This window comes from Pseudomonas alliivorans (genome assembly GCF_017826695.1).
GTDB lineage: Bacteria > Pseudomonadota > Gammaproteobacteria > Pseudomonadales > Pseudomonadaceae > Aquipseudomonas > Aquipseudomonas alliivorans.
On the sequence record NZ_JAFFZW010000002.1, the window covers coordinates 341,391 to 362,947 of the forward strand.

The window sequence follows — 21,557 nt, forward strand, 5'->3', positions numbered from 1 at the left end:
ATGTCGGCCACTGATTTGTTCCCTCTGACCGCTGCCCAGCGTGACATCTGGCTGGACCAGATCAGCCGTGGCGACTCGCCTCTGTATAACGTTGGCGGCTACGTCAAGCTGGTCGGCCATGTCGATCTGACCCTGTTGCAGCGTGCGTTCGAGCAGCTTATGGCGGCGCATGAGGGCTTGCGTACGGTCCTGTTGCCGGGGGCCGGTGCCGACGGTTTGCCGATGCAGCGCTACGCCGACTTCATCCCTGTGTCCCTGCCGCTACACGACCTTCGCGACGATCCTCGAACCACTGCCGCAGAGACGTTGATACGCGAGCAGATGCAGCGCCCTTATGCCCTGGATGGCAGTCCGCTGTTTCGCTTCTGCCTGGTGCTTACGAATGAGGGTCAATACTGGCTGGGCATTCAGGCGCATCACCTGATTCTCGATGGCTGGGGGTTCGGACAGTTGCTCAAGTCGCTGGCCGAGCAGTACACCGCGCTCGCTGAGGGCACAAGCCTCGATCTTCAGGGACCGTCCTACAGCGACTTTATCAACGATGATGCGCGCTATCACGATTCAAGCCGTTATGAACGGGACAAGGCCTACTGGCTGGACAAGTACCGGGATCTGCCGGAGCCGCTGCTGGTGTCCCGTTACCACAACCGCAGGTCCACCGACCCGGCGCCGTCTCATAGTTGTGTACTGGCGTTCCCGGCCGCGCTGCACACGCGCATGAACCAGTTTGCCGAGCGCTGCGGTGCCTCGGCGTTTCATGTGCTGCTGGCTGCGCTGCACGTCTACCTCACCCGCACGGCACAGCGCGACGATTGGGTGGTCGGCTTGCCATTGCTCAACCGCACGGGCGCACGCTTCAAGGCGACACTGGGGCATTTCGCTCAGGTCAGCGCCGTGCGCATGGCCTTCGCGCAAGACCTCGATTTTTCGGCGCTGGTCACCGAAGTGCGTGACAGCCTCAAGCGCGATTTCCGTCACCAGCGTTTTCCGTTGAGCGAACTCAACCGCACCCTGGGCGTGTCCCGTGAAGACCGGGCACAGCTGTTCGAAGTCTCGGTGTCCTACGAGCAAGACAACCACGACTACCGTTTCGGTGATATTCAGGCGCAGGCCGTGAAAGTCTCCAATGGCTATGAGCCGACGCCTCTGGCCTTGCACATGCGCACCAACCACTTCAGCGATCAGGCCTCGCTGCACGTGGTCTATCACCGCGCCTGGTTCGATGACGCCGAAGCCCGTGCAATCGGCGAGCGGCTGCTGCAAGTGATCGAGCAGGCGCTGGAAAATCCTGCATTGCAGGCCATTGCGTTCGACGTGCTGACACCTGCCGAACGCCGACAAATGAGCCGTTGGAATGACACCGACACTGTGTCGGCCAGGCAACCGCTGATTCACCAGCGCATCGAACAGCATGCCCGGAATTGTCCGGAAGCGGTGGCGGCGATTTTTGATGGACAGCGCCTGACTTATAGCCAACTCAACCGAAGTGCCAACAGCCTTGCGCGACGTTTGATCGAGTCAGGCATCGTGCCAGACAACCGGGTCGCGGTGGTTTCGCGTCGCGGACTGGACACACTGGTCAGCCTGTTGGCCATTCTGAAAGCCGGTGCAGCTTACGTCCCCATCGATCCCGCGCATCCTCGCGAGCGACTGGCCTATCTGCTCAGCGACAGCGCGCCGTCGGTGGTGCTCACGCGGGCGAATCTGCGCGAGCGTCTACCGACACTGACCCAACCGGTGATCGAGCTGGACCACTGCCATGAAGACCGTGGTTCCAACATCAAGCCCAACATTGTTTCGCTGCGCAGCAGCCATCTGGCCTATGTGATTTACACCTCAGGCTCCACCGGCCAACCCAAGGGCGTCATGGTGGAACACCGGATGCTGGCCAACCTGGTGGACTGGCACTGCGAAGCGTTCAAGCTGACCGCAGGCGGGCATGCGTCGTGTCTGGCGGGCTTTGGTTTCGATGCGATGGCCTGGGAGATCTGGCCGACTTTGTGTGCGGGCGCAACCCTGCATATGGCACCAGTTCAGGAAAGCGGCGATGACGTCGATGCGATGCTGCGCTGGTGGTTGAAACAGCCACTGGACGTCAGCTTTTTACCGACACCGGTCGCCGAATACGCGTTCAGCCTGGACGAAGACCACCCGACGCTCCGGACCCTGTTGATCGGCGGCGACCGTCTTCGTCAGTTCGCCGAAAACCGCCGCTACGCGGTGGTCAACAACTATGGCCCGACCGAAACCACGGTGGTTGCCACCTCCGGGCAGGTGCGGGCAGGTACATCGCTGCACATTGGAGGTCCGATCGCCAACACTCGGGTCTACGTGCTGGACAAGCGTCTGCAGCCGTTGCCTATTGGTGTGACAGGCGAGCTGTACATCGGTGGTTCGGGTGTTGCGCGAGGCTATTTCAACCGTCCTCAAATGACCGAGGAGCGCTTTCTGGCCGATCCGTTCAGCGAGGACGCGCAGGCGCGCATGTACCGCAGCGGCGATCTGGTGCGCTGGAATGCCGACGGCACGCTTGATTATCAGGGCCGTAACGATGATCAGGTCAAGATTCGCGGCATGCGTATCGAACCGGGTGAAATCGAAGCGGTGATCGTCAGCCAGACCGGCATCAAGGAGGCCGTAGTGCTGGTGCGCGACGAGCAGCTTCTGGCGTGGTTTACCGAAACCTCGAGCGTGGACACGGACGAGTTGCGTCAGACCCTGCGCGCCAGATTGCCGGCTTATATGGTGCCGCGCGCGTTTACCCGGCTGGACGTTCTGCCCCTGACCGGTAACGGCAAGCTTGACCGCCGTGCGTTACCGAATCCCGACCCCGCCAGCCTGCTGGGCCAGGCTTACGAAGCACCGGAAGGTGAAGCCGAAGTCGCGATTGCGGCTGTGTGGGCGCAGGTACTGGGCGTTGAGCGGGTAGGGCGGCATGACAACTTTTTCGAACTGGGCGGCCATTCGTTGCTCGCGATCAAGCTGGTAGAGCAGCTGCGCGCCGCCGGGGTCAATGCCGATGTGCATGTGTTGCTTTCGCAACCCACCGTTGCTGCACTGGCGGCGAGCCGTACCGAGCTTCGCGAACTGGCCGTGCCGCCCAACGCGGTGCCGCCGGGTTGTGAGCGTATCACCCCGCAGATGTTGAGCCTGACCCGTCTCGATCAATCCGCGATAGACCGTATCGTCGCCAGCGTTCCGGGCGGCGCTGCCAATGTGCAGGAAATCTACCCGCTGGCACCGCTTCAGGAAGGCATTCTCTATCACCATCTGTCTGCGGAGCAGGGCGATCCCTATCTGCTGCAATGGCGTCTGGCATTCGACAGTCCGCAGCGCCTGCACGCCTGGGCCGATGCCTTGCAACAGGTCATTGATCGTCATGACATTCTGCGCACCGCTGTGGCCTGGAAAGGGCTTGAGAGCGCCCAACAGGTGGTCTGGCGCAAGGCTGATCTGGTGGTCCAGCAGGTCAACCTCGACAGCGAGACCGCTGCTGATGAAAACGTTGCCAACTCCGTGATGGATCGTCTGCACCAGCGGTTCGACGCCCGTCATCATCGCCTGGACCTTTCCCAGGCACCATTGATGCGTCTGGTTCACACCCATGACCCGGTCAGCGGTGAAGTCGCCGCCGTGCTGTTGTTCCACCATCTGGTACTCGACAACGCTGCGATGGAAATCGCCACACGGGAAATGGAAGCGTTGCTGCTCGATCGCCAGACGCCTCTGGCCGCTCCGGTGCCGTACCGTAATTACGTGGCGCATGTGCGCATGGCCAATGACGATGCGAGACATGAAGCGTTTTTCAGTGACATGCTGGGTGATGTAGACGAGCCGACCCTGCCGTTCGGGGTGCAGGACGTTCGTTCAGACGGCGGTGATGTCGAGCAGGCCCGACGGGTACTCGACAACGAGTTGGCGCTTCGCTTGCGCGAGCAGGCCCGGCAGCAGGGTGTCAGCGCGGCGAGCCTGATGCACGCCGCCTGGGCGCGCGTGCTGGGTGTCATCGCCAATCGACGTGACGTGGTCTTCGGCACGGTGCTGCTGGGTCGCATGCAAGGCGGCGAGGGCGCAGACCGGGCGCTGGGTGTATTCATCAATACCTTGCCGTTGCGTGTCGACACCACGAGCAACGCCCGTCACGCCGTAAAGACCGTGCATTCTCGACTCTCGGCTCTGATTGCTCATGAACAGGCATCGCTGGTGCTGGCTCAGCGCTGCAGCGGCGTGGCTTCAGGCTCACCGCTGTTCAGCGCCTTGCTCAACTACCGCCACAGCGCCGAAGTCCGGCCTCGCGACGGCGAAGGCGTGTGGCAGGGCGTGCGCGTGCTGGGCGGTGAAGTGCGCAGCAATTACCCGCTGACCCTGAGCGTGGACGACCTGGGCGAAGGGTTCGACCTGCATGTGCTTGCGCGGCATGGCATGGGGGCCGAGCGCATCGCAGCCTGGATGAACAACGCTGTGACACAGCTGGTGCAGGCGCTGGAACAGGGCTTGCCCGAGCCGCTGGAAAGCCTGTCGATTCTGGAAACGGCTGAGCGTGAACGGGTGCTGACGGCGTTCAATGCCAGTGCACGAGGGTTTATCGAAGGCCTGACGGTGCACGCACAGGTCGAAGCCCGCGCAGCAAGTCAGCCGCAGGCCCAAGCCGTTGTGCAGGGTGACGAGGTGCTGACTTATGCCGAACTCAACCAGCGGGCCAACCGCCTTGCACACCATTTGATCCGTCTGGGCGTGGAGCCGGACGAGCGTGTCGCGTTGTGTCTGCGTCGAGGTTCGGGCCGTGTGGTCGGCATGCTGGCCATTCTCAAGGCCGGAGCCGCCTACGTTCCGATAGACCCGGCGTACCCTGCCGACCGCATCGCCTATCTGCTGGAAGACAGCGCACCACGCGCCGTCGTGACCGAACATTCGACCGCAAGTCTGGTGGGCAACGTGCATCAGGTGAATCTTGACCTCGGACTTCGGCACGACGCGCCCGACAGCAATCCACAGGTGGCGGGGCTCAACGCCCGTCATCTGGCCTATGTCATTTACACCTCAGGCTCGACCGGCCAGCCCAAGGGCGTGATGGTCGAACATCGCACCTTGAATAATCTGGTGCATTGGCACTGCCAGGCGTTTGACCTGCACGCAGGCATCCACACCAGTACGGTTGCCGGTTTCGGCTTCGACGCGATGGCCTGGGAAGTCTGGCCGGCGCTCTGTGCTGGCGCTGTGTTGCATGTGCCACCTGCCGAAGTCGCCAACGAACAGGTTGATGAGTTGCTCGACTGGTGGCTGGCGCAGCCGCTTCAGGTCAGCTTTCTGCCAACCCCGGTTGCCGAACAGGCGTTCGGCCGCACACGTCAGCACCCGACCCTGCGCACGCTGTTGATCGGCGGCGACCGCTTGCGGCAGTTCGACAGGGACCCCGGGTTTACGGTCATCAACAACTATGGGCCGACGGAGACCACTGTTGTCGCGACTTCGGGTCAGGTGATTCCGGGGGCGCAGTTGCACATTGGCGGTCCGGTGGCCAACACGCGTCTCTATGTGCTGGACGAGCAACGGCAACCAGTGCCGGTCGGTGTGATCGGCGAGCTGTATATCGCGGGCGCAGGCGTTGCCCGTGGCTATCTGAATCGCCCGGACCTGACCGAAGAACGATTCATTGCCGATCCGTTCTGCGCTGATACTCAGGCACGGATGTATCGCAGCGGCGACCTGGTGCGCTGGAACAACGATGGCACGCTGGATTACGTGGGCCGCAACGACGATCAAGTCAAGATTCGCGGCATGCGTATCGAGCTGGGCGAGATCGAGACAGCGCTTGCCGGTCAGCCCGGCGTAAAAGACGCCGTGGTGCTGGTACGCAACGAGCGTTTGCTGGCCTGGTTCACCGAGACGACCGACGTGGAAATCGAGGCGCTGCGCCAGGCGTTGCTGGACCAACTGCCGGGTTACATGGTGCCGCTGGCGTTCATGCGCCTGACGGCCTTACCACTGACCAGCCACGGCAAACTCGACCGCCGAGCGTTGCCTGACCCTGAACTCGCCGATCTGACGACTACCGTCTACGAAGCGCCGCAAGGTGAAATCGAGGTGATCATTGCCGGGCTCTGGGAGCAGGTACTGGGCCTGGAACGCGTCGGGCGCCATGACAACTTCTTCGAACTGGGCGGGCATTCGCTGCTGGCCGTGAGTCTGGTGGAGCGGATGCGCAATGCCGGTCTGAGTGCCGATGTGCGCGTGCTGCTTGGCCAGCCAAGCGTGGCGGCGCTGGCAGCTTCGGTAGGGAGCGGTCGTGAGATCGTGGTGCCGGACAACAACGTGCCCATCGGTTGCGCACGCATCACGCCGGACATGCTGAGCCTGACGCGTCTGGATCAGGCCGCCATCGAGCGCATTGTTTCGACAGTGCCTGGCGGCGCTGCCAACGTGCAGGAAATCTACCCGCTGGCGCCGCTTCAGGAAGGCATCCTGTATCACAACCTGACGGCTGAGCAGGATGATCCTTATCTGCTGCAATTGCGTCTGAACTTCGACAGCATGGCTCGCCTGCAAAGCATTGCCGAGGGTTTGCGCAAAGTCATCGCCCGCCACGACAGCCTGCGTACCGCAGTGATCTGGGAGGGTCTGGAAGCACCGCAACAAGTGGTCTGGCGACATGCAGAACTGTCGGTCGAGGAAGTCTCCGATCTGACCCGTCCGGCCCCCATGGACCTGTCGCGCGCGCCGCTGATCCGTCTGGATTACAACCGTGACCCGTCTCGCGAGAGCGTTTCTGCCACGCTGCTGTTTCATCACATTGTGGTCGATGCGACCGCGCTTGAAGTGATGCGCGAGGAATTGCTCGCCCATCTTCGCGGTGAGCCTGAAACCACCCTGCCTGCCGTTCCTTATCGCAACTACGTGGCTCAGGCACGTCTGGGCGTCAGCGAGGCCGAGCACGAGGCCTATTTCCGCGAGCAACTGGGCGATATCGACGAGCCCACCTTGCCGTTCGGCCTGCGCGATGTACAGGGCGATGGTCGCAGCATCGAAGAACACCAGCAGGCACTGCCTGACGAACTGATGCACCGCCTGCGCCGCCAGGCGCGGCAACTGGGCGTCAGTGTCGCGAGCCTGTTCCACCTTGCCTGGGGACGGGTTCTGGGCGCCGCGACCGGCAATGATCGTGTGGTATTCGGCACGGTATTGCTGGGTCGCCTGCAAGGGGGCGCCGGTGCGGATCGCGGCATGGGCATGTTCATCAATACCCTGCCTGTTCGGGTGGATCTGGATGAGGTCAGCGTGCGCGATGGCGCACGAGCCACTCATGCGCGTCTGGCCACACTGCTGGGGCATGAGCACGCCTCGCTGGCTCAGGCACAGCGTTTCAGCGGCGTCGGCACATCCTCGCCCTTGTTCAGTGCCATCCTCAACTATCGCCACGGCGCAGGACAGGCAAGACAGGACGCGCAGCGCGACAGCTGGCAGGGGCTGGAAATTCTCGCCAGCGAGAAACACACCAACTACCCGCTGAGCCTCAATGTCGACGACCTGGGCGAGTCCCTGCGTCTGTCCGTGACCGTTGCGCCCAAAGTGGGTGCCCAACGCATTTGTGGCTACATGCAGCAGGCGCTGACCGGGCTGGTCGATGCGCTCGACACTGAGCCCGATCTGCCTGTGCTGGCGTTGCCGGTGCTCGACGCGCGGGAGCGTCAGCAATTGCTGGTCGGGTTCAACGCAACGGCCGTCACCCATGACCCGCAGCAGACGCTTCTGGACCTGTTCAAGGCTCAGGTTGCCCGCACGCCGGACGCCATCGCCGTACTGGCCGAACATGCGCAGTTGAGCTGGCAACAGCTCAACGGGCAGGCCAACGCCCTGGCTCATCATCTGATCGATCTGGGTGTGCAGCCTGACGACCGGGTGGCGATATGTGTCGAGCGCGGCACGCCGATGGTGATCGGCCTGCTGGCCATTCTCAAGGCGGGCGGTGCCTACGTCCCGCTCGACCCGGGTTATCCGCGCGAACGACTGCATTACATGCTTGAAGACAGTACGCCGAAAGTGCTGTTGGTGCAGGGCTCGACCCGCACGTTGCTGGAAAACGAGCAGGTGTTGCGCGTTGACATGGACGCACCGGACTGGAACCACGAACGCCTTCAGGACCCTGAAGTTGCCAGTCTCACCGCCTGTCACCTGGCTTACGTCATCTATACCTCGGGTTCTACCGGTACGCCCAAGGGCGTTATGGTGGAGCATCGCAACCTGGCGAATCTGGTGCGCTGGGGCTCACTGCTGTGCCCGGCGACGCCGCACGGCCGGCTGTTGCACAAGACCCCGATCAGTTTCGACGCATCGGTCTGGGAGATTTTCTGGCCTCTGTGCAGCGGGCTGCCGCTGGTGCTGGCCCGCCCGGACGGGCAGCGTGACCCGGCTTATCTGTCCCGTTTGATCCGCGAGCGGCAGGTCAGCGTGGTGCAGTTCGTGCCGGTGTTGCTTCAGCAGTTCCTCGAGCTGCCGGACAGCGGCCAGTGCCACAGCCTGACCGACATCGTCTGCGGTGGCGGTGAGCTGACGGCCGCACTGGCTGAGCAGGTGCGCCTGCGTCTGCCGTGGGTGCGTCTGCACAACGTCTACGGACCGACGGAAACCACCGTCGATTGCAGCTTCTGGACGCTGGACCCGCAGATGCCACTGCCGGAGACCACACTGCCGATTGGCCGTCCGGTCAGCAACACGCGTCTGTACGTGCTCGACACGCATGATCGGCCCGTGCCGCAGGGTGTCATCGGTCAACTGCACATCGGCGGTGCAGGCGTCACCCGTGGTTACCTGAACCTGCCGGAACACCAGGCAGAGCGCTTCATCGACAGCCCTTTTGTCGAAGGCGATCGCCTGTATCGCAGCGGTGATCTGGTGCGCCAGCAGGCCGATGGCAATCTGGAATTTCTGGGTCGCAATGACGATCAGGTGAAAATCAACGGGCTGCGTATCGAGCCGGGCGACATTCAGGCCTGCCTGATTCGTCACCCCGGTATCGAGCAGGCGGTGGTCATGGTGCGCGACGAACAGCCGGGCGGTCAGCGGCTGGTGGCGTATTACACCGGCGCGCCGAAGTCAGTCGAGGCCCTGCGCGATGCGCTGCGCAAAGACCTGCCGGACTACATGGTCCCGGCTCTTTACGTGCACCTCGATGCCTTACCGCTGAGCCCGAACGGAAAACTGGATCGTCACGCACTGCCGGTGCCGGGCGCAGACGCGTTGCTGTCCAGACCTTATGAAGCGCCGGAAGGCGAGATGGAAACCCTGCTGGCCGAACTCTGGAGCGAACTGCTCGGTGTCGAGAACGTAGGGCGACACGACAATTTCTTCGAACTGGGCGGCCACTCGCTGCTGGCGGTCAGCCTGACCGCGCGCCTGCGTCAGGAAGGCCTTGAAGCCGACGTCCGCGCACTGTTCGAGCACCCTACGCTGGCGGGCTACGCAGCCATCACAGAGAACATGGAGATTATCCTGTGAGTATCAACGAACTTCTGGCGACGCTTAAAGCCAATGACATCCACCTGACGGTCAAGGACGGTCAACTGGTGGTGCAGGGCAATCGCCGCGCACTGACGGATAAGGGCCTGCTGGACAGCCTGCGTGAACATAAGCCCGCACTGATCGAGCGCCTTGAACAAGGTGATGCACTGACCACTCGCCGTGGCACGCAGACCTTCCCGGAAAACGCCATTCCGAGCGGCTGCACCCACATCACCCCCGACATGCTGACGCTGGTGGTGCTTGATCAGCCCGCCATCGATCAACTGGTCCAGGCCATACCGGGCGGTGCCGCCAATATCCAGGACCTTTATCCGCTGGCCCCGCTGCAGCAGGGCATTCTGTATCACCACGTCACGGCGACCCATGGTGATCCGTATGTGATGCAGGTGGAGTTCGCGTTTGCCGATCGTGAGCGTCTGGACGCCTTTGCGCTGGCGCTGCAAACGGTGATCGCACGCCATGACATTCTGCGCACTTCAGTGCATTGGGACGGTCTGGAGACGCCGGTGCAGGTGGTCTGGCGTCATGCGGAACTGGTCGTCGATACCTTGCCGAGCACTGCAGGCATCCTGCTGGACCTCGGACAGGCGCCGTTGATCCGCCTGATCTGCAACCAGAACACCGACGATGGCGTCAAGGCGACCCTGGTGTTTCACCACATCGCCATGGACCACAGCGCACTGGAAGTGGTGCGTCACGAGATTCAAGCCTGCCTGTCCGGACAGGCCGAGGCGCTGGGCACCCCGGTGCCGTTCCGCAACTATGTGGCCCAGGCGTTGCTGGGCGTCAGCGAAGCCGAGCATGAGGCGTTCTTTCGCGACATGCTGGCCGATCTGGATGAGCCGACACTGGCTTACGACCTGCAGGACCTCAGTGGAGAGGGCGGCGACATCGGCGAATTCACGCTGGCACTGGACCCATTGCTGTGTCAGCGCCTGCGCAATCAGGCACGCACGCTGGGCGTCAGTGTCGCCAGCCTGTTCCACCTGGGCTGGGCACGTGTGCTGGCTGGCCTGACCGGCCGCCAGCGCGTGGTCTTCGGCACCGTACTCATGGGCCGCCTGTTGGGGGCCGAGGCCACCGAACGGGCACTGGGTATTTTCATCAATACCTTGCCGTTGCGTCTGGATCTGGGCGACCAGGACCTGCGCACCGCGATTCGCACCACCCATCAGCGCCTGACCACGCTGATGCGTCACGAACACGCGCCCCTGGCGCTGGCCCAGCGTTGCAGCGGCGTCGCTGCGCCGACGCCTCTGTTCAACGCCTTGCTCAACTATCGCCATAGCGCGCCTGCCGAGGCGGGCAGTGAGACCTGGCAGGGTATTCAGGTGCTGCATGCGCAGGAACGCAGCAACTACCCGCTGGTGGTCAGCGTCGATGACCTGGGTGAAGCGTTCAGCCTGACGGCGCAAACGTCCCCGCAGATTGATCCGCAGCGTATCTGCGCGTATCTGCAACGTGTGATGGAGCATCTGCTGGAGGCGCTGGATCAATCGCCACAGACCTCGGCCGAGCAGCTCGACATGTTGCCGCTCGAAGAGCGCACGCACCTGCTGCAGCGCTTCAATCCACAGCCGTCCGATTTCGCTGACAGCCTGACGCTGCACCAACGTATCGAGCAACACGCGCCTGAATCCATTGCCGCACAGGTCGGTAAGCAATCGTTGAGCTACGGCGAGCTGAACCTGCGTGCCAATGCGCTGGCCCATCACCTGATCAGCCTTGGCGTGCGCCCCGACGACCGCGTGGCCGTCATGGCCCGTCGCGGCCTCGATACGCTGGTGGCCATGCTCGCGGTGCTCAAGTCGGGCGCTGGCTATGTGCCGGTTGATCCGTCACACCCGGACGAACGCATTGCCTACCTGCTGACCGACAGCGCACCAAACGTGGTGCTGACCCAGCAGGCATTGCTCAGTCGCGTGCCGGAACTGGCTGCGACGGTCATTGCCTTCGATCAGCCGAGCTGGCCGGAACGTCTGGACACTCCGCAGGTGGCAGGGCTGACTTCCGCGCACCTGGCCTACGTGATCTACACCTCGGGCTCCACCGGTCAGCCGAAAGGCGTGATGGTCGAGCACCGCACGCTGAACAACCTGATCGACTGGCATTGCCAAACCTTCGACCTGCGCGCTGGCAGTCATACCGCCAGCGTCGCCGGTTTCGGTTTCGACGCCATGGCCTGGGAAGTCTGGCCCGCGCTGTGCGCCGGGGCGACCCTGCACCTGCCGCCTGCGGAGGTGGGCAACGAACAGCTTGATGCCTTGCTCGACTGGTGGATTGCCCAGCCGCTGCAAGTGGCATTTCTGCCGACGCCGGTCGCCGAATACGCCTTCAGCCGTGACCTGCGTCATCCGACCTTGAGCACGCTGCTGATCGGCGGCGACCGTCTGCGCCAGTTTCACCGCGATCCGGGCTTTGCCGTGATCAACAACTACGGCCCGACCGAGGCCACAGTGGTCGCGACGTCGGGACGTCTGCTGCCCGACGGCAGCCTCGACATCGGCAAACCCATCGCCAACACCCGCGTGTACCTGCTCGACGAGCGCCAGCAACTGGTGCCGCTGGGCGTGGCGGGCGAGGTGTATGTGGCCGGTGACAGCGTGGCGCGGGGCTACCTGAATCGCCCGGACCTGACGGCCGAGCGCTTCCTGCGTGATCCGTTCCAGAGCAACTGCGAAGCGCGCATGTACCGCACCGGCGACCTGGCCCGCTGGAACGCCGATGGCACGCTGGAATACCTGGGGCGCAACGACGATCAGGTGAAGATCCGTGGCGTACGTATCGAACTGGGCGAGATCGAAGCTCAATTGAGCCAGTTGCCGGGCATCGAAGAGGCGTTGGTCGTTGCTCGTGAAGACGAGCCGGGTCAGCCAAGGCTGGTGGGGTATTTCACCGAACGGACAGAGGTCACCACCTTGAACGTGGGCGAACTGCGCACGGCCTTGCTGTCGGTGCTGCCGGGCTACATGGTGCCCGGCGCACTGGTCCGCCTGGACGCCTGGCCACTGACGGCCAACGGCAAGGTCGACCGTCGTGCCTTGCCAGTTCCGGATCGCGATGCACTGAACACTGGCGAATACCAGGCGCCGCAAGGCGAGCTTGAAATCGCCCTGGCGGCAATCTGGAGCGAGTTGCTGCAGGTCGAGCGGGTAGGGCGTCACGATCGATTCTTCGAACTGGGTGGCCATTCATTGCTGGCCATGCGCATGGTGTCCCAGGTACGCCAGCGCCTGTCGCTGGAGCTGGCGCTGGGTGATCTGTTTGCCGATAGCGCGCTGGCGGCCGTCGCGCGCTGCCTGGGCAGCACCGGACGCAGCGAGCTGCCTGCCATCCAGGTCACCCGTCATGACGGGCCGGTGCCGCTGTCCTTTGCCCAGCAACGGTTATGGTTCCTGGCGCAAATGGAAGACGCCAACAGCGCCTACAACATTCCGCTGGGTCTGCAATTGACCGGTCAACTGGACACTCGCGCGCTAAAACGCGCCCTTGAGCGCATCGTCGTGCGCCATGACAGTCTGCGCAGTCGCTTCATTCAGCAGGAAGGCGAAGCTCGTGTACAGGCAGCACCCGTGTCGGTCGTTCCGGATCTGCTCTGGCAGGATCTGCGCGGTCAGGACGAGCAGGCGCTGCAGCGTGTGGTTCGCGAAGAAGCCGCACAGCCGTTCGAGCTGCTCGACGAGCTGCCTATTCGCGGACGTCTGCTGTGCCTGGCCGAGGACCGGCACGTGCTGCTGCTGACCCTGCATCACATCGTCGCCGATGGCTGGTCGCTGGGCGTCTTTACCCGTGAACTCACCACGCTTTACCGGGCCTTCAGCCAAGGGCTGGACGATCCGCTGCCGCCACTGGCCTTGCAGTACGCCGATTACACGCTGTGGCAACGCGACTGGCTGGACGGCGAGCGCATGAGTCAGCAGAGCGATTACTGGCATCAGGCACTGAGCGGCGCGCCTGCCTTGCTGACCCTGCCCACCGACCGACCACGCCCGGCACGTCAGGACTATTCGGGAGCCAGCGTTGCGGTGCATCTTGATCCACGCCTGTGCGATGACCTGAAAACCTTCTGCCAGCTTCATGCCGTGACACCGTTCATGCTGTTCATGGGCGCCTGGGCCGTGTTGCTGGCGCGCTTGTCAGGGCAGTCCGAGGTGGTGATCGGCATGCCGGTGGCCAATCGTCGGCGCAGTGAAGTCGAGGAGCTGATCGGCCTGTTCGTCAATACCCTCGCGGTGCGCATCGACATATCTGGTGAGCCCGACGTCAGCACGCTGCTGGCGCGCATCAAGTCTCAGGTGATCCAGGCTCAGGAACATCAGGATCTGCCGTTCGAGCAGGTGGTGGAACGTCTGCGGCCGCCACGCAGTCTGGCCCACAGCCCGCTGTTCCAGGCCTCTCTGGCCTGGGACGGAAGTCAGGGGCTTGGACTGCAACTGGGTGACCTGCACCTGCAACCGCTGTCCGATCAGCCGACCTTCGCCAAGTTCGACCTGACCTTGAGCATGAGTGAAACCAACGAAGGGTTTGCCGGTGTGGTGGATTACGCCACCGCACTGTTCGACGAATCGACTGTTGCCCGTTACGTGGGTTACCTGGAGCAGTTGCTGTGGACCATGGTCGGCAATGCGCACGCCGTGCCCGCCAGAGCAGGATTGCTGGGGCCTCAGGAGCGCCGTCGTCTGTTGGTGGAGTTCAATGCCAGCGAACAGAATTTCCAGCTCGATCAACCCTTGCAGACGCTGTTCGAAGCGCAGGTTGCCCGAACCCCGGATGCCGTCGCGCTGGAGTCGGCCGGAGTCTGGCTGAGTTATCGCCAGCTCAACGAAGCGGCAAATCGTCTGGCTCATCATTTGATCGGGCAGGGCGTGCAGACAGAAAGTCGCGTCGCGGTGTGCCTGCAGCGTGGTCCGCAACTGGTGATCGGCCTGCTGGCCGTGCTCAAGGCTGGCGGTGCCTATGTGCCGCTGGACCCGGGCTATCCGATGGATCGTCTGGCCTACATGCTCGGCGACAGCGACGCCGTGGCGCTGCTGGTCGATGGCACGACACAGGCGCGTTTTGCCGATCGCCCGCTGCCGCAGGTCAACCTGGACAATTGCACCTGGAACGCGCAATCGCCCGAAAACCCGATCGTGTCTGGATTGGGCGCAGGCCACCTGGCCTATGTGATCTACACCTCGGGCTCTACCGGCGCACCCAAGGGGGTGATGGTTGAACATCGCGGCCTGTGCAATCTGGTGCAGTGGAGTTCGCAACTGTGTCCGCCGGCGGCGAACGGCGCGCTGCTGCACAAAACACCGGTAAGTTTCGATGCATCGGTCTGGGAACTGTTCTGGCCCCTGTGTGCAGGTCTGCGTCTGGTGTTGGCGCGCCCTGATGGTCAACGTGACCCGGCTTATCTCGTCCAGGAAATTCAGGACCGTCAGGTCAGCGTGGTGCAGTTTGTGCCCGCGCTGCTGCAACAGTTCGTCGATCTTGACGAAAGCGCCCGTTGCATCAGCCTGACCGACATTGTCTGCGGAGGTGGCGAATTGACCGCTGCCATGGCGGCACAGGTCCGCCTGCGCCTGCCGCAGGTCCGTCTGCACAACGTCTACGGCCCGACCGAAGCGACAGTGGACTGCAGCGTATGGACCCTGGAAGCCGATGAACCGGTTCCGGAATCAGCGTTGCCGATCGGTCGCGCAATCAGCAATACGCGGCTGTATGTGCTGGATGACTATGACCAGCCAGTGCCCCAGGGCGTGGTGGGTCAGTTGCACATCGGCGGTGCGGGTGTCACCCGCGGTTACCTGAATCTGCCTGACATGCAGGCACAACGCTTCATCGACAGCCCGTTCGTACCCGGTGATCGCCTGTATCGCAGCGGCGATCTGGTTCGCCAGCGGGCAGACGGTCAACTGGAGTTTCTCGGCCGCAATGATTTCCAGGTCAAGCTGCATGGCCTGCGCATCGAACTAGGCGAGATCGAAGCACGCCTCAGCGCCCATCCGGCGCTGCGTGAAGTGGCCGTGCTGCTGCACGGCGAGCGTCTGGTGGCCTGGTTCAGTTGCCGGGAAGGTCATTCGGCGCCCGGCATCGATGCCTTGCGTGCCCATGTATTGGCGCAACTGCCGGATTACATGGTGCCGACGGCCTATGTCGCGCTGGCCGCCTTGCCTCTGAGCCTCAACGGCAAGCTGGACCGTACCGCGCTGCCAGAGCCGGACGCAAGCGCAGTGCTGAGCCGTCACTACGAGGCACCCTTGTGCGAAACCGAAGCCCGTATCGCCGAACTCTGGGCCGAGCTGCTCAATGTCGCCCGCGTAGGGCGTCAGGATCATTTCTTCGAACTGGGCGGCCATTCGCTGCTCGCCGTCACGCTGATTGCACGCATGCGCAAGCTGGGCATGAGCGCTGACATCCGCGTGCTGTTCGCCCAGCCGACGCTGGCTGCGCTGGCCAGTGCGGTCGGCACCGACAACGCGGTGCAGATCCCGGCAAACCGGATCGATGCAGACTGCCGTTACATCACCCCGGACCTGCTGCCGCTGGTGCAGCTTGATCAGGAAGCCATCGACCGCATCGTCGCCCATGTACCTGGCGGTGCAGCCAATGTGCAGGACATTTACCCGGTCGGGCCGTTGCAGGCCGGTATTCTTTATCACCACCTGGCCGCTGGCGACAGCGACCCGTACCTGCTGCAACCTCGATTCACCTTCGTTGACGCGACACGTCTGGACGCGTTCTGCGGTGCGTTGCAACAGGTGATCGAGCGTCACGACATACTGCGCACGGCGCTCTTCTGGGAAGGCTTGCAAGCCCCGGTGCAGGTCGTGTGGCGCAAGGCGCTGCTGCGTGTGGATGCGGTTGACCTGCAGACGCTGGACGACGCGCCACGCATGGACCTGACCCAGGCACCGCTGCTGCACCTGGTATATGCCCATGATCCGGCCACCGGGCTGATCGCTGCGGTGCTGCGTTTCCATCACGTGGTCATGGACCACGTGGCACTCGATGTACTGGGCCAGGAGCTGCAAAGCATCCTGCTGGGTGAGCCTGCGCAACTGGCCGAGCCTGTTCCGTACCGCAATTACATCGCTCAGGTGCTGCAAGGCCCGGACGATGCCGCGCATGAAGCGTTCTTCCGCGAACAGTTGGATGACATTGATGAACCGACGCTGCCGTATGGCCTGACGTTCGCCTCGCAGGACGATGCTCCCCACGAGGCGCGTCTGCTGCTGGACGATGCGCTGTGCCACAGGGTGCGCGATCAGTCGCGTCTGCTGGGCGTCAGTGCCGCGAGTCTGATGCACCTGGCCTGGGCTCAGGTACTGGGGCACCTGTCGGGACGAGAAAGCGTGGTCTTCGGCACGGTGCTGCTGGGTCGTCTGCAGGGCTCCGAGGGTGTGGAGCGTGCGCTGGGTGTGTTCATCAACACCTTGCCGCTGCGCATCGAACTGGGCAGCCAGTCTGTGCGCAATGCGGTACTCGACACTCACCGCAGGTTGACCGGTCTGCTGACCCACGAGCATGCGCAACTGGCGCTGGCTCAGCGTTGCAGCGCACTGCCTGCGGGCGCTCCGCTGTTCAACACGCTGCTCAATTACCGTCACAGCTCGGCACACAAGGCCGTTGATGACGAAACCGTGCGAGCCTGGCAAGGCATCGAGGTACTGAACGCCGAGGAACGCAGCAACTACCCACTGACCCTGAGCGTCGATGATCTGGGCGAAGGTTTCAGTTTCACGGCACAGGCAACGTCGGGCATCGAGCCGCAGCGAATCTGCAATTACCTGCACGAAGCGCTGACCCATCTGATTCTGGCGCTGGAACAGCAGCCGGACACGGACATGACGCAGCTGGCCATTTTGCCTGCCGCCGAGCGTCAGGAGCTGCTGAGCGCGTTCAATGACACCCGTCGTGAATACCCACGCGAGCAGTCTGTACACGGTCTGTTCGAGCAACGGGCCGCCCGACATCCGGATCGTGTGGCCGCCGAGCATGGCCGGCGCTCGATGAACTACGGTGAACTGAACGCGCAGGCCAACCGCCTCGCTCATTACCTGATCGAACAGGGCATTGTCCCCAACGACCATGTGGCAATCGTACTTCCGCGTTCAGTGGAACTGCTGATCGCTCAGCTGGCCGTAAGCAAATGCGCCGCGACCTTCGTTCCGCTGGATGTCAATGCACCGGCAGAACGCCAGAGATACATGCTGGATGACTGCCAGGCCGTCTGCGTGCTGACCCGCAACGCTACGGCCATCAACGCGACGACGCGTCGTATCGATCTGGACAGCCTGAACCTGAACGGCCAGCCGGCCCACGACCCGGAATTGGCGCACGGCTCGGACACGGCGGCCTACGTCATGTACACCTCCGGCTCCACTGGCGCGCCCAAAGGGGTGCGTGTGCCGCATCGCGGTATCGCTCGTCTGGTGCTGAATAATGGCTATGCCGATTTCAACGAACATGACCGCGTCGCTTTTGCGTCCAACCCGGCGTTCGATGCCAGCACCATGGAAGTGTGGGGCGCCTTGCTCAATGGCGGCCAGCTGTGTGTGGTCGACCACGAAACACTGGTCGATCCGGTTCGCTTCAGCGCCTTGCTGAGCGATGCCCGCATCAGCGTGCTGTTCATCACCACCGCGCTGTTCAACCAATACGTGCAGCAGATCCCGGAAGCCCTGCAAGGCCTCAGGCTGCTGCTTTCGGGCGGTGAGCGCGCAGACCCGGCCAGTTATCGGGCGCTGTTGGGCGGGGCGCAGGGTCTGCGCCTGTTCAACGTTTACGGCCCGACCGAGACCACCACCTTCGCGACGACCTGTGAAGTGCGCGCCGTGTCCGAGGGCGACGAGAGCGTGCCGATTGGCCGTCCGATTGGCAATACCAGTATCTATGTGCTGGATACCCATCAGCGCCTGGCACCGAAGGGCGTGACGGGCGAGCTGTACATCGGTGGCGATGGCGTTGCGCTGGGCTACCTGAACCGCCCTGACCTTAACGTCGAGAAATTCCTCGTCGACCCGTTCAGCGATGAACCGGGCGCCATGATGTACCGCACCGGCGACCTTGGTCGCTGGATGGAAGGCGGTCAGCTGGAATGCCTGGGACGCAACGACGATCAGGTCAAGATCCGTGGCTTCCGCATTGAGCTGGGTGAAATTGTCAGTTGCCTGCACCAGTTGCCGGGCATTGGCGAAACCGTGGTGCTGGCTCGCGAAGACGAGCCCGGCAACGTGCGGCTCGTGGCCTATTACACCAGTCATGAAGAAGACACGCTGCTTGCACCGGAACAGATGCGCGCGCATTTGCAGGCCAGTCTGCCGGACTACATGGTGCCGACAGCCTTTATCGAGCTGAAGACGCTGCCGCTGACAGCCAACGGCAAGCTGGACCGCCGTGCGCTGCCCAAACCCGAGCGTTCGGCGTTGTTCGGCCTGAACTACGAAGCGCCTGAAGGCGAGTTCGAAGTGGCACTGGCCGAGATCTGGGCCGAGGTGCTGCAGGTCGAACGAGTCGGCCGTCACGACCACTTCTTCGATCTGGGCGGGCATTCGCTGCTGGCGATGCGCATGGTGTCTCAGGTTCGCCAGCAACTGGGCGTGGAGTTGCCATTGGGCGAGCTGTTTGCTCTCGGTGAGCTGGCTGCGGTGGCCGCCGCGCTGTGTGGTGTGGCCCGCAGCGAATTGCCTTCGATTCTGCCGGTGAAGCGCGACCAGCCGATGCCGTTGTCGTTCGCCCAACAACGGCTGTGGTTTCTGGCACAGATGGACGGCGGCAACGAGGCCTATAACATCCCGATGGCTCTGAGCCTCGAAGGCGCGCTCGATATGACGGCACTGACGCGAGCCCTGGCACGTATAGTCGAGCGCCACGAGACCTTGCGCAGCCGGTTCGTGGCAAGCGGCGACAGTGCGCAAGTGCTGTTCGTGCCCACGTCTGCCGATGCCATGCTGTTCGTCGAGGACATTCGCCACGCTCCCCGCAATCTGGACGCGCGTGTCCGCGCCGAGGCAGTCGCACCGTTCGATCTGGCCAATGGGCCGCTGATCCGCGCTCATCTGCTGCAGGTCGCCGACGAGCGTCATGTGCTGCTGCTGACCGTGCACCACATTGTCGCCGACGGCTGGTCGATGGGTGTGCTGACACAGGAATTGCTGGCGCTGTACCCGGCGTACTGCCGGGGTCAGCCCGACCCGCTGCCGCCGCTGGCGATCCAGTACGCCGATTACGCCGTGTGGCAACGTCGCTGGCTGACGGGCGAGCGCCTGCAACACCAGGCTGCCTACTGGCGTCAGACGCTGGAAGGCGCGCCGACACTGCTCACCTTGCCGACTGACCGTCCGCGTCCTGCACAACAGGATTTCGCAGGCGCAAGCCTGGCGTTGCAACTGGAGGCGAGGCTGACGATAGATCTGCGTAAACTGGCGCAACGCCAGGGTGTCACGCTGTACATGGCACTGATGGCCGCCTGGGCCACGACGCTCACGCGTCTGTCCGGTCAGGCCGAAGTGGTGATCGGCAGCCCGGTGGCGGGACGCGGTCGTACTGAACTGGAAGACCTGGTCGGCCTGTTCGTCAACACCCTGGCCGTGCGCATCGACACCTCGGGCAGCCCGAGCGGTGAAGCGTTGCTGGCGCAGGTCAAAGCGCGCGTGCTGGAGGCACAGGACCATCAGGACCTGCCCTTCGAGCAGGTCGTGGAAGTGGTTCGCCCGACACGCAGCCTGGCCCATGCCCCGTTGTTCCAGACCACGCTGAACTGGATGCCGGGTGAACACGCCGCCGTACCGCTTGGTGGTCTGGTGGTGGCTGCGGTCGAACAGGTCAGTCAGGTGTCCAAGTTCGACCTGTCGCTGAACCTGAGCGAGCGGGGCGAAACCCTGATCGGGTCGCTGGACTACGCCACGGCACTGTTCGACGAAGCGACGGCGAAGCGGTATCTGAACTACTTCGTGCAGATTCTTGAAACGCTGGCGACGCATGAGCAGACGCGGCTTGACCGCATCGCGCTGGTCGGCGAACAGGAACGGCATTACCTGCTGGAAACGCTCAACGCAACGGCTGTGGCGGTGGATGACGAGCAGACCGTGCACGCGATTATCGAAGCCCGTGCTGCCAGCATGCCCGAGAGCGTGGCGGCACAAGTCGGCGAGCGTTGCCTGACTTACGGCGAACTCAATCTGCGTGCCAACGCACTGGCCCATCACCTGATCAGCCTTGGCGTGCGCCCCGACGACCGCGTGGCCGTCATGGCCCGTCGCGGCCTCGATACGCTGGTGGCCATGCTCGCGGTGCTCAAGTCGGGCGCTGGCTATGTGCCTGTGGATCCGTCACACCCGGACGAACGCGTGGCCTACCTGCTGACCGACAGCGCGCCAAACGTGGTGCTGACCCAGCAGGCATTGCTCAGTCGTGTGCCGGAACTGGCTGCGACGGTCATTGCCTTCGATCAGCCGGGCTGGCCGGAACGTCTGGACACTCCGCAGGTGGCAGGGCTGACTTGCGCGCACCTGGCCTACGTGATCTACACCTCGGGCTCCACCGGCCAGCCGAAAGGCGTGATGGTCGAGCACCGCACGCTGAACAACCTGATCGACTGGCATTGTCAAACCTTCGACCTGCGCGCTGGCAGTCACACGGCCAGCGTCGCCGGTTTCGGTTTCGACGCCATGGCCTGGGAAGTCTGGCCCGCGCTGTGCGCCGGGGCGACCCTGCACCTGCCGCCTGCGGAGGTGGGCAACGAACAGCTTGATGCCTTGCTCGACTGGTGGATCGCCCAGCCGCTGCAGGTGGCGTTCCTGCCGACACCGGTCGCCGAATACGCCTTCAGCCGTGACCTGCGTCATCCGACCTTGAGCACGCTGCTGATCGGCGGCGACCGTCTGCGCCAGTTCCACCGCGATCCGGGCTTTGCCGTGATCAACAACTACGGCCCGACCGAGGCCACGGTGGTCGCGACGTCGGGACGTCTGCTGCCCGACGGCAGCCTCGACATCGGCAAACCCATCGCCAACACCCGCGTGTACCTGCTCGACGAGCGCCAGCAACTGGTG

Annotated in this window: 2 protein-coding genes (1 of these 2 only partly in view); both read left to right on the plus strand. The window is 63.4% G+C overall.

Translation table 11 applies throughout. From position 1 onward, the window contains the following. Positions 1–9,492, plus strand: coding sequence for a non-ribosomal peptide synthetase (locus JTJ32_RS06230; protein WP_210041430.1), 9,492 nt, complete (start codon positions 1–3; stop codon positions 9,490–9,492). Continuing rightward, on the plus strand, positions 9,489–21,557 hold the 5' portion of the coding sequence (locus JTJ32_RS06235; RefSeq protein ID WP_210041431.1) for a non-ribosomal peptide synthetase. 5,673 nt of this gene lie beyond the right edge of the window; only the first 12,069 of its 17,742 coding nucleotides appear in the window; its start codon is at positions 9,489–9,491; its stop codon lies off the right edge, out of view. The genes JTJ32_RS06230 and JTJ32_RS06235 overlap by 4 nt, the downstream gene beginning before the upstream one ends.

Coding starts and splice junctions, on each gene's coding strand:
- JTJ32_RS06230 (WP_210041430.1), top strand. CDS start 1: ATGTCGGCCACTGATTTGTTCCCTCTGACCGCTGCCCAGCGTGACATC.